Here is a 12961-nt window from a genome sequence, read left to right on the forward strand (position 1 = left end):
ATCGTCCCTATCTAGGACCCTGATGACCGCCGCCGCCGCCACCATCCCCCACAACCGCCTCGAGGCCTGGCAGCGCCGCTCGGCCGTCATCCGCGTGCTGCGCTGGTTGCTGCCGGCCCTGATGGGGGCGCTGGTCATCGCCCTGGCCGGCTATTTCACCCTCAGCTCCATCCGCGCCGGCGCGCAGAAGCCCAAGATCACCGCCACCGAGATCAAGCTGGTCGGGGCCCGCTTCATGGGCCGTATGGCCGACGGCCGCAGCTTCCTGATCGGGGCCGGCTCGGCGGCGCGCAGCGATGCGGTGATGGAACAGGTGGTGCTGACCGATCCGGTGCTGACCCTCGGCGGCGAGACCGGCGCCCCGTCGCGGATGACCGCCAGGCGCGGCGTCTATGACGAGAAGACCCGAATCCTGCGTCTCAGCGGCGACGTGCGCATCGATAACGGGCAAGGCCAACGTGTCGCCACGAACGACAGCATAATCGACACCCGGACGGGGAAGATCAGCGGCCAACAGGGTTTTGTCGGCGATGGCCCGCTTGGCCAGGTTAAGGCAAACTCCTATGACGTGGATCGTGATACCGGTCGGGTGACCATGAAGGGCCGGGTCCGGGCCCGGATCGAGAAATAAGGCAGATGATGCGCAAGCTGACGATGATGGCGGCCGGGACGGTCGCGCTGGCTCTGGCGGGAACCGCCCAGGCGCAGATCGCGCCGCGCTCCAACGCGCCCGTGGATATCGCCGCCGACCAGTCCGACTTCCTGACTCAGGAATGCCGTTCGATCTGGAAGGGCGATGTCGAGGCCCTGCAGGCCCGCACCCGGCTGCGCGCCCAGACCCTGAACGTCTATGCGGTCAAGAAGGGCGACGAATGCGGCGAGACCGATCGCCTGGTGGCCGAAGGGAACGTCTACTACGTCGAGCTGGACCGCACGATCCGCGCCGACACCGCCGTCTACACCGCCCGCGGCGAGACCATCACCCTGACCGGCAATGTCGTGGTCGTGCAGGGCAAGAGCGTCGCCCGGGCCGAGAAGGTGGTCATCAACCTGCAGACCGGTCAGTCGCAGATGTTCGCCGGCTCCAAGGGTCGCGGCAGCAAGAACCGCGTGCGCGGCGTCTTCTACCCGACCGGAAACCCCGGCTGAGCATGAAGGACGCCCCCCAGCCGCTGGGCCAGGCGACAGGCGCCGGCCTCGTCGTCGAGAGCATCGGCAAGCGCTTCGGTGATCGCCAGGTCGTCAAGAACGTCTCCCTGCGCCTGGCGCGGGGCGAGGTGGCCGGCCTGCTGGGCCCCAACGGGGCCGGCAAGACCACCTGCTTCTACATGGTCACCGGCCTGATCCCGGTCGACCACGGCCGCATCCTGCTCGACGGGGCCGACATCAGCGCCCTGCCGATGTACCAGCGCGCCCGGCTGGGCGTCGGCTACCTGCCGCAGGAGGCCTCGATCTTCCGCGGGCTGACGGTCGAGCAGAACGTCATGGCGGTGGTCGAGATGCGCCTGCCCGACCGCGATCAGGCGGTCCGCACCACCACCGAACTGCTGGAAGAGCTGCGCATCGAGCATCTGCGCGCCGCCCCGGCCATTTCGCTGTCGGGCGGTGAGCGCCGGCGGGTGGAAATCGCCCGGGCCCTGGCCTCGGAGCCGGCCTTCATGCTGCTCGACGAGCCCTTCGCCGGCATCGACCCCCTGGCCATCGCCGACATTCGCGAGGTCATCGGCTACCTGAAGGGCCGCGGCATCGGCATCCTGATCACCGACCACAACGTCCGCGAAACCCTCGACATCATCGACCGCGCCTCGATCATCCACGCCGGCGAAGTGCTGTTCGAAGGCTCGCCGCAGGAGATCATCGACGATCCGGAAGTGCGGCGGGTGTACCTGGGCGAACGGTTCGGGCAGCCGGTGAACGTTTAGGGTTGGGCGGAGCAGACGTCGCGCGCTCCCTCCCCTTTATGGGGAGGGTGTCACGCGTAGCGTGACGGGTGGGGAAGTCGGATGAAGGGCGCTAATCGCGAAGGTTGGCGCCCTTTCACTTGAGTTCCCCACCCTGCGAGGCTTCGCCTCGCTGTCCCTCCCCATAAAGGGGAGGGAGGGGCTAACCCGCTACCCCTCCAACTCCTTCAACAACGCCGGATCCCGCCGCGCCCGCAGCGCCAGGTCATCCGCGTCGTCGCGCCCCTCCATGTCCAGCATGTCCCGCAGGCGCGGAATCCGCTGCGCCGCCTCCTTCAGGTCCACGTCGTCGACCGCGTTGGCCTTCAGCGCCGTCGCCACGATGTGCTTGCAGATCAGCCTGGAGTCCTCGAAGTCCGGACAACCACAGACCGCGTCCCGCCCGTCGGCCGCCTTCATCTCGACCACATAGGCGATGCCCCGCTCGCCCATCACATGGGCCAGCACCCCGCCGGGACCATAGTCGACCAGCTCCACCCAGCCATGGCCGAAGTAGTTCTCGCCGCGCATCACCCGGGCCTCGGGGACGCCGTCGGTCAGGGCGGGGATATCGAACAGCTGGCTCATCGGGCGAATCTAGCCGATTCGTTCACCCTTCGTCCTCGACCCGGTGCATGTCGTCGTCCGACAGGCCGAAATGATGCCCGATCTCATGCACCAGCACATGGGTGATCAGCTCGCCCAGAGTCACATCCCCCCGCTCCGCCCACTCGTCGAGGATCGGCCGGCGGTAGAGGAAGATGCGCGGCGGCAGCGGGCTGGGGTCGAACACCGAGCGCTCGGTCAGGTCGACGCCGTGGTAGAGGCCGGTCAGTTCGAAGACGTCCTCGATGCCCAGCGCCGCCAGGGTTTCGTCGTCAGCATAGTCGTCGATGCGGACCACCGCTTCCTTGGCCAGCCGGCGGAACGGCTCGGGCAAGCCGTCGAAGGCGGCCTGCGCCAGCACGGCGAAATCATCCAGCGAGGGAGCGGCGGCGTTGGTCCAGGCGTTCATCCGTCTGATATGGCTGCTGCGCCCGTCAGGCGGAAGTGTTTGCGGTTCCGCCGCCCGGACGGGCGCAGCAAACCAAGGCGCGTCCATTCGCCAGCGGCCTCTTCGCCCGAAGCAGGTTACAGGCGTAGGGTTAACGGTGATTCGAGGGGCAAACTTCCATTGGGTCCATCCGACCTGATCCTCGCGGCGGCGACCGGTTCGGTCAGTCTGGCGATCTGCGCGACCCTGTGGGCGGTGGCTCAGCGCAGGGCCGGTGACGCGCGCGCCAAAAGCCTCGAAGCCCAGATCGACCAGCTGACCGCCGGCGCCCAGGCCGCCCGCGCCTCGGCCGAGGCCTTCGACTGCGCCCTGGTGGTGGTCGACGACGGCGTCGCCCGGCTGGCCTCGGGTGAAGAGGCGCTGGCCGCCTGCGCCGCCGCCTTCGACCTGGAGGACGACGATCCACAGGCCCTGATGGAGGCGATGATCGGCGCCGACACCGATCACGCGCGCCGCCTGCGCGCCCTGACCGAAAAGGGCGAGGCCTGCGCCTTCGAGGCCCGCGGGCCGTTCGGGGCCGTCTCGGTCGAGGGCCGCGCCGCCGGGGCCCAGGCCTGGTTGCGGCTGACCGCCCTGGCCGCCGGCGAGGCCGCCCTGCCGACCGCCGCCCGGCTGGCGTCGTTCCTCGACGGGATGGGCGAGCCGGCCTGGATCGCCGCCGCCGACGGCTCCGTGCAATGGGCCAACAAGCTGTGGCTGGAGGCGGTCGCCGCCGAGGACCTGGCCGACGCCGTCACCCGCAAGCTCAGCCTCGATCCCGAGGCCGACGCCCTGGCCCGCGAGGCGGCCGAGAGCGGCGAGCGGCGCGAGACCGTCAAGCGCATCACCATCGGCGGCCGTCGGCGGGCTCTCAAGATTCGCGCCGCCCCGCTGGAAGGCGGCGATGTCGCCATGTCGGCCCGCGACCTGACCGAGTCCGAGGATATCCGCGAGGCCCTCAAGCGCCACGTCGCCGCCCACGACGAGACGCTGAACCACATCGCCGAGGCCGTCGCCATCTTCAGCCGCGACCGCCGCCTGGCCTTCCACAACGCCGCCTTCGCCCAGCTGTGGGCCCTGGAGCCGGCCTGGCTGGCCGAGAACCCGACCCACGGCGAGATCCTCGACCGCCTGCGTCAGCGCCGCCGCCTGCCCGAGACCGCCGACTACGCCGGCTGGAAGGCCGGCGAGCTGGCCCGCTACGAGTCGCTGAAAGCCCAGCCCGACGACCTGTGGAGCCTGCCCGACGGCCGCACCCTGCGCGTCGTGCACCAGCCCCACCCGCTGGGCGGGGTGCTGCTGCTGTTCAGCGACATCACCGACGAGCTGAAACTGAAGTCCCGCTACAACGCCTTCATCCAGGTGCAGCAGGCGACGCTCGACAAGCTCAACGACGCTGTCGCCGTGTTCGGGGCCGACGGCCTGATGCGGCTGCACAACGACGCCTTCGCCCAGTTCTGGAACATCCCGGCCGCCGACCTGGAGGGGGCTATCGATTTCGAGGGCGTCGTCGAGCGCTGCCTGCCACGCCTGCACGACCAGCAGTTCTGGACCGAGCTGAAGGGCCGCATCGCCGACCCCGATCCCAAGGCCCGGGCTCCGGCCTCCGGCGAGGCCCGCACCAGCGACGGCCGCATCGTCGCCTGGCAGTCGCGGCCGCTGCCCGACGGCGCCACCCTGATCGCCTTCGCCGACGTCACCGACACCCGCCGCCTGGAAAGCGCCCTGGCCGACCGCGAGAACGCCCTGGCCGAGGCCGAGCGGCTGAAGCGCGAGTTCGTCGGCAACGTCTCCTACGAACTGCGCACCCCGCTCACCACCATCATCGGCTATTCGGAACTGCTGGAGCGGATGGGCGACGCCCTGCCCGAGCGGGCCCGGGGCCATCTGGCCGCCGTGCGCACCGCAGGCGCCCAGCTGGGCCGCTCGATCGACGACGTGCTCGACATCGCCGCCATCGATTCGGGCGAGATCGCCCTGGAAGTGGCCGACGTGCGGGTCTGCGAACTCCTCAACGAGACGGCCGAACGCTGGAGCCGCCACGCCGAGGCCGGCCAGATCGAGCTGGTCGTCGACTGCGAGGACGAGGTGGGCCTGATCCGCGGCGACCCCAAGCGCTTCGCCCAGGTCCTCGACCACCTGGTCGAAAACGGCATCCGCCAGACCCCGCCGCAGGGCAAGGTCACCCTGACCGCCCGCCGGGCGCTCGGCGAAGTGCGGCTCAGCGTCGCCGACACCGGCCGGGGCATCCCCTTCCATGTCCAGGCTCACATATTCGACCGTTTCGTCGGCCGCGATCGGGGCGGTCCGGGCCTGGGCCTGGCGCTGGTCAAGTCGCTGGTCGAGCTGCATGGCGGCTGGGTGGCCCTGGAGAGCGAGCCCGGGGCCGGGGCGGTGTTCACCTGCCACCTGCCGGAAGCGGCGCACATCGAGACCGGTCAGCGGGAGCTGGGGCTCTAAACACCCCTCCGCTGTCATCCTCCGGGGCCGCGAAGCGGCAACCGGGGGACCCATCTGTCCGCGTGAAATCCGCCTGGAGTCTTTCTGGAGCCGCGATGGGGCCCCCGGTCCGCGGCGCGGCCGGAGGATGAAAGCAGATTGCGGTTTACAAGATTAAAATATTACGCTCTTAATCTCACATCGATGGGAGGAAGAGCTCATGGCCGCCAAACTCGCTACCGCCGGCGCCGGTCGTTTCTCGATCAGTCAGAACGCCGACATCAACGTCACGCCGTTCGTGGACGTCATGCTGGTGCTGCTGATCATCTTCATGGTCGCCGCCCCGATGGCGACGGTGTCGATCCCGGTCGACCTGCCCGTCGCCAACCCGCCGAAGACCGCCCAGCCGCCGAGGCTGACCATCGTGTCCTTGCAGAAGGGCGGCGGCGTCTACATCGGCGACACCCTGACCAGCCTGGCCGCCCTGCCGTCGGCCTTGCCGGCTTCGATGAAGGCCAATGGCATCCCTGGCCTGCCGCAGGCGCAACGCATCGTCGTCCGGGCGGACGCAGAGGTGAAGTACGACCAGTTCATGGGGGTGGTGAACGCCCTGCAGGACGGCGGCTTCCATAAGATCGACCTGATGGCCGAAGACATCCAATAGAGACCCGAGGCGGAAGACCGGGTCCCTCGCAGCCGCGGGGGGATGGGGGCTCACGGCGCCGGCAAGCGTACCCGGCCGGCGTCGTGGGCCCCTGTCGATCGCACAGCGAAACGGGGACACATTGAAATCGAAGATTTCAATGTGTCCCCTCTGACTTTCGCGCGTCTCTAGTGCTGGCTTTCCGGCATCCGCACGACCAGGCCGTCGAGGTCGTCGCTGACCTTGATCTGGCAGGACAGGCGGCTGTTGTCCTCGACGTTTTCGGCGAAGTCGAGCATCGACTCCTCCATGGCCGACTTCTCGCCGGTCTTCCCTTGCCAGGCGGCGTCGACATAGACGTGGCAGGTGGCGCAGGCGCAGGCCCCGCCGCAGTCGGCGTCGATGCCGGGGACGTTGTTCTTGATCGCCCCTTCCATGACGGACATGCCGTTCTTCACCTCGATGGTGTGTTCGGTGCCGTCATGCTCGACGTAGGTGATCTTGGCCATACGCTCCCCTTGGACCTTCTTCTTGGCGCGCCTTTTTAGGCCGCGACCTCTTTCATGGAAACCGTTACGTCCGCAAGCTTATCAATGATCACCGGCGTGCGGTTTTCGATCAACTTTCGGCCCATCATGAACTCCGGCGGGGCATTGACCGCCTCGACGGCCCGCACCAGGTCGCCCTGTAGGTGGAAGACGGCGAACTTCGCCGTGGCCGGATCGCCGCGCAACAGCACCTGGTCGGCGTCGAACGGGATGCCGGCGATCTGCAGCTTGAGGTCATACTGGTCCGACCAGAACCACGGCACCTCGGGATGCGGCCCGGCCCGGCCGGTGATGGCGCTGGCGACCTGCTTGGCCTGCTCCAGGGCGTTGGGCACGCTTTCCAGGCGGAACATGCGGTCGTAGTGGGGCAGGGGCCGGTGGGTGACGTCGCCGACGGCGAACACATGCGGATCGGCCGTGCGGGCCTCCAGGTCGACCACGACGCCGTTGACGCAGTCGAGGCCGGCGGCCCGGGCCATCTCGTCGTTGGGGATGGCCCCGACCCCGACGATGACGGCGTCGCAGGGCAGGACGCGGCCGTCGGACAGCTTGACGCCGGTGACCTGGCCGCCCCCTCCCTCCAGGCTTGCGCCTTCGAAGGCCTCGACCCCGGCCGACAGCTCGAAGGTCACGCCGCGGGCTTCATGATAGTCGGTGAAGAAGGTCGACAGCGCCTCGCAGGCCACCCGGGCCAGCACCCGGGGCTCGCGCTCCAGGATGACGGCATCAGCGTCCAGCGCCCGGGCCGAGGCGGCCACCTCCAGCCCGACATAGCCGCCGCCGACGATGGCCAGCCGCTTACCGGGACCCAGCGCGGCCTTCAGGGCCTCGGCGTCCGCCGCCGTGCGCAGGGCCATGACGCCCTTCAGCTCCGCCCCGGGGATGGGCAGCATCCGCGCCCGCGCCCCGCTAGCTATTACCAAATAGTCGTAGTCGAGGGTCGCGCCGTTGGAGAGGGTGACCTGTTTGGCGCCCCGGTTCAGGGCCACGGCGGTCGCGCCGAGGATCAGCCGGCAGTCGTTCTCCTCGTACCATTCGGCCGGTTTCAGGCTCAGGGACTCGGCGTCGGCCTCGCCCTTCAGCCAGGCCTTGCTGAGCGGCGGGCGCTGGTAGGGGACCAGCGGCTCGTCGCCGACCAGCACGATGGGGCCGGTATGGCCATACTGGCGCAGGAACGCCGCCGCTGAGCCGCCGGCATGGCCGGCCCCGACGATCACCACCCTGGAGTCCAGATCGGCCAAGCGGCCCTCCCTCATTCGTTGTCGCTAAAAATGACGCCAGCGTCACCTTTGTGCAAGCGGCTTCATCCCGCCAAGCCTTATCCGGGATACGACATCCAGAACCAGCCATAGAACAGCAACCATCCTGACGTGAAGGCAGCCAACAGGATTCTTCGGTCCAGGCGCCTCCCGATCGCCTGGCCGATGAGGGCGAACACCGCCGCCACGAACAGGAAACGCGGCAGCCGCACCGGCAGGGCGGCCGGCGCGAAGGCGGCCAACGGCGCGCCGCTGCGGGGCGCCAGCAGGGCATAGACCTTGTAGGGCGTGCTGGTCAGCGGCCCCTTGAGGGCGGCGACGAGCCAGCCGTTGGCGTCGATGTCGGCCTGGGCGTCGGCGATCATCGTCTCGGAGATGGCCGGCACGGCGGCCACGGCCCGGTGAGCGCCTGTGGGATCGCCTGCGCTCCAGAGGAAGATGATGGCCCCGCCGACGACCGCGCCGAGGGCGGCGAACAGGCTGGCCCAGGCTCCGGCCTTGAAGCCCCGGGTCATGGCCAGGTAGCTGATCAGCAGGTCGGGAACGACGAAGAACAGGGTCGCCTCGGCCACGCCCCACAGAAAAGCCAGGATGTGCGGAGTCTCTCGGCGCCGGATCATTGCCAGAGCTTATCCGGACTGGGCCAAAGGGACAGGTTCCCCTTCACCCGACCACCCCGACGAAAGTCGGGGCCCAGATGGCAGGTTGTTGAAGGGCCGGCTCTGATTTGAGCAAGCGACCAAGCTGCGTGGACACTGGGCCCCGACTTTCGTCGGGGTGATCGGTGTGAGAGAATCGGCCGCTCCGGAAGAAAGGCTTGGTCAGGTGGAGAGCATCAGCATCGAGTGGATCGGCGGCAACTGTCCCGTCCAGGCGGAGGGGCGGGTCGGCTCCAAGCGGTTCTATTTCCGGTCGCGGCACGACCATTGGCGCGTCGATATCGGCGACGATCCGCATCCCAAGCCGGAGTGGTCGCATGAGGAAGAGTACGACAAGCCCGTCGACGCCGGATGGATGCCGCAAGACGAAGCCCGCGCGCTGATCCTTCGCGAATGTCAACGCTATCTGGCCGGCGAGCCACCGGGCGGTTGTGCCCCGTGGCCCTGAAGGCGAACCTAGACCACCCGCTCGGCCAGCATCTTCTTGATCTCGGCGATGGCCTTGGCCGGGTTCAGGCCCTTGGGGCAGACCTGGGCGCAGTTCATGATGGTGTGGCAGCGGTAGAGCTTGAAGGGGTCTTCCAGGGCGTCCAGGCGCTCGCCGGTGGCCTCGTCGCGGCTGTCGATCAGCCAGCGGTAGGCGTGCAGCAGGGTCGCCGGGCCGAGGTACTTCTCGCCGTTCCACCAGTAGCTGGGGCAGCTGGTCGTGCAGCAGGCGCAGAGGATGCACTCGTAGAGGCCGTCCAACTTCTCGCGGTCCTCCGGAGCCTGGCGCCATTCCTTCTGCGGCATCGGCGTCTCGGTCTGCAGCCAGGGCTCGATCGAGGCGTACTGGGCGTAGAACATGGTCAGGTCGGGGACCAGGTCCTTGACCACGGGCAGGCTGGGCAGCGGGGCGATGGTGATCTGGGCCCCGGGAACCTCTTCCCAGCCGTGGGTGCAGGCCAGGGTGTTGCGGCCGCCGATGTTCATCGAGCAGGACCCGCAGACGCCTTCGCGGCAGGAGCGGCGGAAGGTCAGGGTCGGGTCGATGTTGTTCTTGATGTGGATCAGCACGTCGAGAAGCATGGGCCCGCAGGCGTCGACGTCGACGTCATAGGTGTCCCAGCGCGGGTTCTCCAGGCCTTCCGGGTCGTACCGGTAGATCTTGAAGGTCTTGGTCCGCTTGGCGCCGGACGGGGCGGCGAAGTGGCGGCCCTTGCCGACGCGGCTGTTCTTGGGAAGCGTGAGCTGGACCATCAGGCGGGATCCTTGGAGCAGGCGATAAGGGTCATCAGCGGCCGTCCGCTCGCGTGCGGGGGAAGCTGGTCAGGCTGGGCAGGTCGTCCATCCAGCGCACGCGGCTGGCGGTGTAGGTCTGATCCTTCGGCGGGCAGGCGTCGGGATCGTCCAGGCTGGAGGTCGAGACATCGACCTCGCCGGCCCGTTTGGTGCTCTGGAAGAGGATGTGCGTGCCGCATTGCGGGCAGAAGCTGCGCACCCCGTCTTCCGATGACTCGAACTTGGTCGGCTTGCCCTCGGTGAACTTGAAGTCGCGCGGGCGCACGGTGAACCAGGCCACGGCCGGAGCCCCGGTCGTGCCCCGGCACATGGCGCAATGGCACAGGGTCTCGTCGAACGGGGTCCCGGAGGCCTCGTAACGCAGATGGCCGCAGAAGCAGCCGCCGGTAAGGGCCATCAGTACACACGCGCTTTCGGGGGAATATAGGCGATCTCGTTGGTCAGGGTGTAGCTGTGCACCGGGCGGAAATCGAAGCGCACCGCGCCGGTGGCGTCATCGAACCAGGCCAGGGTGTGCTTCATCCAGTCGCCGTCGTTGCGGTCCGGATAGTCCTCGCGGGCGTGGGCCCCGCGGCTTTCGGGACGGTTCAGCGCCCCGCCGACGGTGACGGCCGCCTGGCCGACCAGATTGTCGAACTCCAGCGTCTCCATCAGGTCGCTGTTCCAGACCAGGCCGCGGTCGGTGGTCTTGATGTCGCCGCGGCTGGCCAGGACCTTGGCGATGCGGGCGACGCCGGTCTCCAGGGTCTCGCCGGTGCGGAAGACGGCGGCGTCTTCCTGCATGGCCCGCTGCATGTCGAGGCGCAGAGAGGCGGTCGGGGTCGAGCCGTTGGCGTTGCGGAAGCGGTCCAGGCGCGCCAGGTGGCCGTCGGTGAAGGCGTCCTTCATCTCCGGCTGGGTGGCCCCGGCCTTGACCGTCTCGGCGCAACGCAGGCCGACGGCGCGGCCGAACACCACCAGATCGATCAGGCTGTTGGACCCCAGGCGGTTGGCGCCGTGCACCGAGACGCAGGCCGCCTCGCCGACGGCCATCAGGCCGGGCACCGGGGTGTCGGCGTTGCCTTCCTTCAGGGTCAGGACCTCGCCGTGGTAGTTCGTCGGGATGCCGCCCATGTTGTAGTGGACGGTCGGCAGCACCGGGATCGGCGCCTTGGTGACGTCGACGCCGGCGAACACCTTGGCGGTCTCGGAAATCCCGGGCAGGCGCTCGGCCAGGATGGCCGGGTCCAGGTGATCCAGGTGCAGGAAGATATGGTCCTTGTTCGGACCCACGCCGCGCCCTTCGCGGACCTCGATGGTCATGGCCCGGCTGACCATGTCGCGCGGGGCCAGGTCCTTCACGGTCGGCGCATAGCGCTCCATGAAGCGCTCGCCCTCGGAATTGGTCAGGTAGCCGCCTTCGCCGCGGGCGCCTTCGGTGATCAGGCAGCCGGCCCCGTAGATGCCGGTCGGGTGGAACTGCACGAACTCCATGTCCTGCAGCGGCAGGCCGGCGCGCAGCACCATGGCGTTGCCGTCGCCGGTGCAGGTGTGGGCGCTGGTGGCGTTGAGGTAGGCGCGGCCGTAGCCGCCGGTGGCCAGAATGACTTTCTGCGCCTGGAAGCGGTGCAGGGTGCCGTCGTCCAGCTTCCAGGCGGTGACGCCCCGGCAGACGCCCTCGTCCATGATCAGGTCGAGGGCGAAGTACTCGATGAAGAACTCGACGTTCTTGCGCAGGCTCTGGCCATACATGGTGTGCAGCATGGCGTGGCCAGTGCGGTCGGCGGCGGCGCAGGTCCGCTGGATCGGGGCCTCGCCGTAGTTCTTGGTCATGCCGCCGAAGGCGCGCTGGTAGATCTTGCCTTCCTCGGTGCGGCTGAAGGGGACGCCCCAGTGCTCCAGCTCGTAGACGGCGGCCGGGGCGTTGCGGGTCAGGTATTCGATGGCGTCCTGGTCGCCCAGCCAGTCCGACCCCTTGACGGTGTCGTACATGTGCCAGCGCCAGTTATCCTCGCCCATGTTGCCGAGTGAGGCGGAGATGCCGCCCTGGGCCGCCACCGTGTGGCTGCGGGTCGGGAAGACCTTGGTGACGCAGGCGGTCTTCAGGCCGGCCTCGGCGCAGCCCAGCGCCGCCCGCAGGCCGGAGCCGCCGGCCCCGACCACGACGACATCGTAGGTATGGTCGATGAACTGGTAGGTCGCCATCAGAGGGCCCCTCCGAACGCGATCTTGAGAATGGCGAAGATGGCCAGGCCGCTGGCCAGGACGCAGACGAACAGGTTGGCCAGCAGCGCCGCCGAGCGGGCGAAGACGGTCTCCAGGTAGTCCTCGATGACGACGCGCAGGCCCGAATGCATGTGGTAGGCGCCGACGGCGAAGGTCAGCACCAGCAGCAGGGCGTTGAGCGGCCTGGCGATCCACAACATGGCCAGGTCGCGGCCCAGCGGGGCCAGGTGGATGGCGGCGTAGACCGCCCACAGGGTCAGCGGGACCAGGGCGATCGAGCTGACCCGTTCGGAGACCCAGTGGCCGGCCCCGTGGTGGGCGGCGCCGTGGCCGCGGGCGCGGGAGAGGGGGGTGCGGAACTTGCCGGCCATTACAGAACTCCCGTCATGGCGGCGATGACCCAGACGGCGATGGCGGCGACGACTCCGAAGATGATCACCGCCCAGCTGCTGGCGTCCGAGGTCTTGATGTCGAAGCCCTTGCCGGCGTCCCACACCAGGTGCCGGATGCCGCAGGCCAGATGGTAGAAGGCCGAGACGGTGATCAGGAACAGGGCCAGCCGGCCGATGGCGCTGCCCATCAGGTTCATGAAGGTCCCGTAGGCCTCCGGTCCGGCCGCCAGGCAGACCGCCCAGGCCGCGCCGATCAGGAAGGCGCCGTAGAGACCCACCCCCGTCACGCGGTTGAGGATCGAGGTCAGCATGGTCACATGCCAGCGCCAGACCTGCAGGTGCGGCGAGCGCGGACGTTCGCGAACGCCCCGATTGGCTTCAGTCATGGGGATTCCGGAGTGGCGGGTCTTGAGACACGGAGGTTCGTTTAATCCCCAAGGCGCGGGTGTCAACGGCGGGGCGGTTGTTGCGAAACGCTCGCGGAAAGCCTCCCGTTAGGGGACGTCGGGGCGTCTGGCGGTATTTCCGGCGCGTCCGGTCAGGTCAAACGAGGTCCTGATCG

General features: G+C 68.6%; 16 protein-coding genes. 6 read left to right on the forward strand and 10 right to left on the reverse strand.

Going from position 1 to position 12961, the window contains the following annotated elements:
* Nucleotides 1–22: 22 nt before the first annotated feature.
* The 3 genes from lptC to lptB are packed head-to-tail and all read left to right on the forward strand — an operon-like array spanning nt 23 to nt 1922.
* Entirely contained in the window at nt 23–631 is a 609-nt protein-coding gene (gene lptC / locus AC1RSK_RS18585; RefSeq protein ID WP_492909099.1) for an LPS export ABC transporter periplasmic protein LptC, read from the forward strand.
* A gap of 5 nt (nt 632–636) precedes the next feature.
* Entirely contained in the window at nt 637–1149 is a 513-nt protein-coding gene (locus AC1RSK_RS18590) for an LptA/OstA family protein (protein ID WP_492909100.1), read from the forward strand.
* Between the two features lie 2 nt (nt 1150–1151).
* Nucleotides 1152–1922, forward strand: a complete 771-nt coding sequence (lptB, locus tag AC1RSK_RS18595; RefSeq protein ID WP_492909101.1) for an LPS export ABC transporter ATP-binding protein — start codon at nt 1152–1154, stop codon at nt 1920–1922.
* A gap of 189 nt (nt 1923–2111) precedes the next feature.
* On the opposite strand, the gene AC1RSK_RS18600 is transcribed toward lptB, so the two are convergent.
* Together AC1RSK_RS18600 and AC1RSK_RS18605 are read right to left on the reverse strand one after the other, a co-directional pair.
* The gene (locus AC1RSK_RS18600) at nt 2112–2528 is read right to left on the reverse strand and encodes an SWIM zinc finger family protein (protein WP_492909102.1); all 417 of its coding nucleotides are present in this window, start codon (nt 2526–2528) and stop codon (nt 2112–2114) included.
* A 22-nt stretch (nt 2529–2550) separates the two neighbouring features.
* Nucleotides 2551–2955: a metallopeptidase family protein gene (locus AC1RSK_RS18605; RefSeq protein WP_492909103.1), complete on the reverse strand. Its 405-nt coding sequence runs from the start codon at nt 2953–2955 to the stop codon at nt 2551–2553.
* A gap of 159 nt (nt 2956–3114) precedes the next feature.
* Here AC1RSK_RS18605 and AC1RSK_RS18610 point away from each other — a divergent pair, with 159 nt between their 5' ends.
* Both AC1RSK_RS18610 and AC1RSK_RS18615 read left to right on the forward strand, forming a co-directional pair.
* Nucleotides 3115–5433, forward strand: a complete 2319-nt coding sequence (locus AC1RSK_RS18610) for a PAS domain-containing sensor histidine kinase (protein WP_492909104.1) — start codon at nt 3115–3117, stop codon at nt 5431–5433.
* 199 nt (nt 5434–5632) lie between these two features.
* On the forward strand, nt 5633–6076 hold the full coding sequence (locus AC1RSK_RS18615; RefSeq protein WP_492909105.1) for an ExbD/TolR family protein: 444 nt from the start codon (nt 5633–5635) through the stop codon (nt 6074–6076).
* Between the two features lie 167 nt (nt 6077–6243).
* On the opposite strand, the gene AC1RSK_RS18620 is transcribed toward AC1RSK_RS18615, so the two are convergent.
* The 3 genes from AC1RSK_RS18620 to AC1RSK_RS18630 all read right to left on the reverse strand — a co-directional run bounded on the left by AC1RSK_RS18620 (nt 6244) and on the right by AC1RSK_RS18630 (nt 8482).
* Nucleotides 6244–6564, reverse strand: coding sequence for a 2Fe-2S iron-sulfur cluster-binding protein (locus tag AC1RSK_RS18620; protein ID WP_492909106.1), 321 nt, complete (start codon nt 6562–6564; stop codon nt 6244–6246).
* 35 nt (nt 6565–6599) lie between these two features.
* Nucleotides 6600–7859: an NAD(P)/FAD-dependent oxidoreductase gene (locus AC1RSK_RS18625; RefSeq protein WP_492909107.1), complete on the reverse strand. Its 1260-nt coding sequence runs from the start codon at nt 7857–7859 to the stop codon at nt 6600–6602.
* Nucleotides 7860–7921: 62 nt separating this feature from the next.
* Entirely contained in the window at nt 7922–8482 is a 561-nt protein-coding gene (locus AC1RSK_RS18630) for a hypothetical protein (protein ID WP_492909108.1), read from the reverse strand.
* A 205-nt stretch (nt 8483–8687) separates the two neighbouring features.
* On the opposite strand from AC1RSK_RS18630, the gene AC1RSK_RS18635 reads away from it, so the two are divergent.
* Nucleotides 8688–8969 carry a hypothetical protein gene (locus AC1RSK_RS18635; protein ID WP_492909109.1) on the forward strand — a complete coding sequence of 94 codons (282 nt, stop codon included), beginning with the start codon at nt 8688–8690 and terminating at the stop codon, nt 8967–8969.
* Nucleotides 8970–8977: 8 nt separating this feature from the next.
* Here AC1RSK_RS18635 and AC1RSK_RS18640 read toward each other — a convergent pair whose 3' ends face one another.
* From AC1RSK_RS18640 to sdhC, 5 genes are read right to left on the reverse strand one after another with little or no spacing between them, the layout of a single operon-like run.
* Nucleotides 8978–9760, reverse strand: coding sequence for a succinate dehydrogenase iron-sulfur subunit (locus AC1RSK_RS18640; RefSeq protein WP_492909110.1), 783 nt, complete (start codon nt 9758–9760; stop codon nt 8978–8980).
* 34 nt (nt 9761–9794) lie between these two features.
* The gene (locus AC1RSK_RS18645) at nt 9795–10199 is read right to left on the reverse strand and encodes a GFA family protein (RefSeq protein ID WP_492909111.1); all 405 of its coding nucleotides are present in this window, start codon (nt 10197–10199) and stop codon (nt 9795–9797) included.
* Nucleotides 10199–11986 (reverse strand): succinate dehydrogenase flavoprotein subunit, encoded by a 1788-nt coding sequence (sdhA, locus tag AC1RSK_RS18650; RefSeq protein WP_492909112.1) that lies wholly within the window; start codon nt 11984–11986, stop codon nt 10199–10201. Before sdhA ends, AC1RSK_RS18645 begins: the two co-directional genes overlap by 1 nt.
* Complete coding sequence (sdhD, locus tag AC1RSK_RS18655; protein WP_492909113.1) at nt 11986–12378, reverse strand: succinate dehydrogenase, hydrophobic membrane anchor protein; 393 nt, start codon at nt 12376–12378, stop codon at nt 11986–11988. Before sdhD ends, sdhA begins: the two co-directional genes overlap by 1 nt.
* Nucleotides 12378–12785 (reverse strand): succinate dehydrogenase, cytochrome b556 subunit, encoded by a 408-nt coding sequence (sdhC, locus tag AC1RSK_RS18660; RefSeq protein WP_492909114.1) that lies wholly within the window; start codon nt 12783–12785, stop codon nt 12378–12380. Before sdhC ends, sdhD begins: the two co-directional genes overlap by 1 nt.
* Between the last annotated feature and the right edge of the window lie 176 nt (nt 12786–12961).

The organism is Caulobacter sp. GW821-FHT11A05, assembly GCF_058809015.1.

Excerpts from the sequence above, each read along its gene's own strand:
- lptC (WP_492909099.1), top strand. The coding sequence starts at position 23 with ATGACCGCCGCCGCCGCCACCATCCCCCACAACCGCCTCGAGGCCTGG.
- AC1RSK_RS18590 (WP_492909100.1), top strand. The coding sequence starts at position 637 with ATGATGCGCAAGCTGACGATGATGGCGGCCGGGACGGTCGCGCTGGCT.
- lptB (WP_492909101.1), top strand. The coding sequence starts at position 1,152 with ATGAAGGACGCCCCCCAGCCGCTGGGCCAGGCGACAGGCGCCGGCCTC.
- AC1RSK_RS18600 (WP_492909102.1), bottom strand. The coding sequence starts at position 2,528 with ATGAGCCAGCTGTTCGATATCCCCGCCCTGACCGACGGCGTCCCCGAG.
- AC1RSK_RS18605 (WP_492909103.1), bottom strand. The coding sequence starts at position 2,955 with ATGAACGCCTGGACCAACGCCGCCGCTCCCTCGCTGGATGATTTCGCC.
- AC1RSK_RS18615 (WP_492909105.1), top strand. The coding sequence starts at position 5,633 with ATGGCCGCCAAACTCGCTACCGCCGGCGCCGGTCGTTTCTCGATCAGT.
- AC1RSK_RS18620 (WP_492909106.1), bottom strand. The coding sequence starts at position 6,564 with ATGGCCAAGATCACCTACGTCGAGCATGACGGCACCGAACACACCATC.
- AC1RSK_RS18625 (WP_492909107.1), bottom strand. The coding sequence starts at position 7,859 with ATGAGGGAGGGCCGCTTGGCCGATCTGGACTCCAGGGTGGTGATCGTC.
- AC1RSK_RS18630 (WP_492909108.1), bottom strand. The coding sequence starts at position 8,482 with ATGATCCGGCGCCGAGAGACTCCGCACATCCTGGCTTTTCTGTGGGGC.
- AC1RSK_RS18640 (WP_492909110.1), bottom strand. The coding sequence starts at position 9,760 with ATGGTCCAGCTCACGCTTCCCAAGAACAGCCGCGTCGGCAAGGGCCGC.
- AC1RSK_RS18645 (WP_492909111.1), bottom strand. The coding sequence starts at position 10,199 with ATGGCCCTTACCGGCGGCTGCTTCTGCGGCCATCTGCGTTACGAGGCC.
- sdhA (WP_492909112.1), bottom strand. The coding sequence starts at position 11,986 with ATGGCGACCTACCAGTTCATCGACCATACCTACGATGTCGTCGTGGTC.
- sdhD (WP_492909113.1), bottom strand. The coding sequence starts at position 12,378 with ATGGCCGGCAAGTTCCGCACCCCCCTCTCCCGCGCCCGCGGCCACGGC.
- sdhC (WP_492909114.1), bottom strand. The coding sequence starts at position 12,785 with ATGACTGAAGCCAATCGGGGCGTTCGCGAACGTCCGCGCTCGCCGCAC.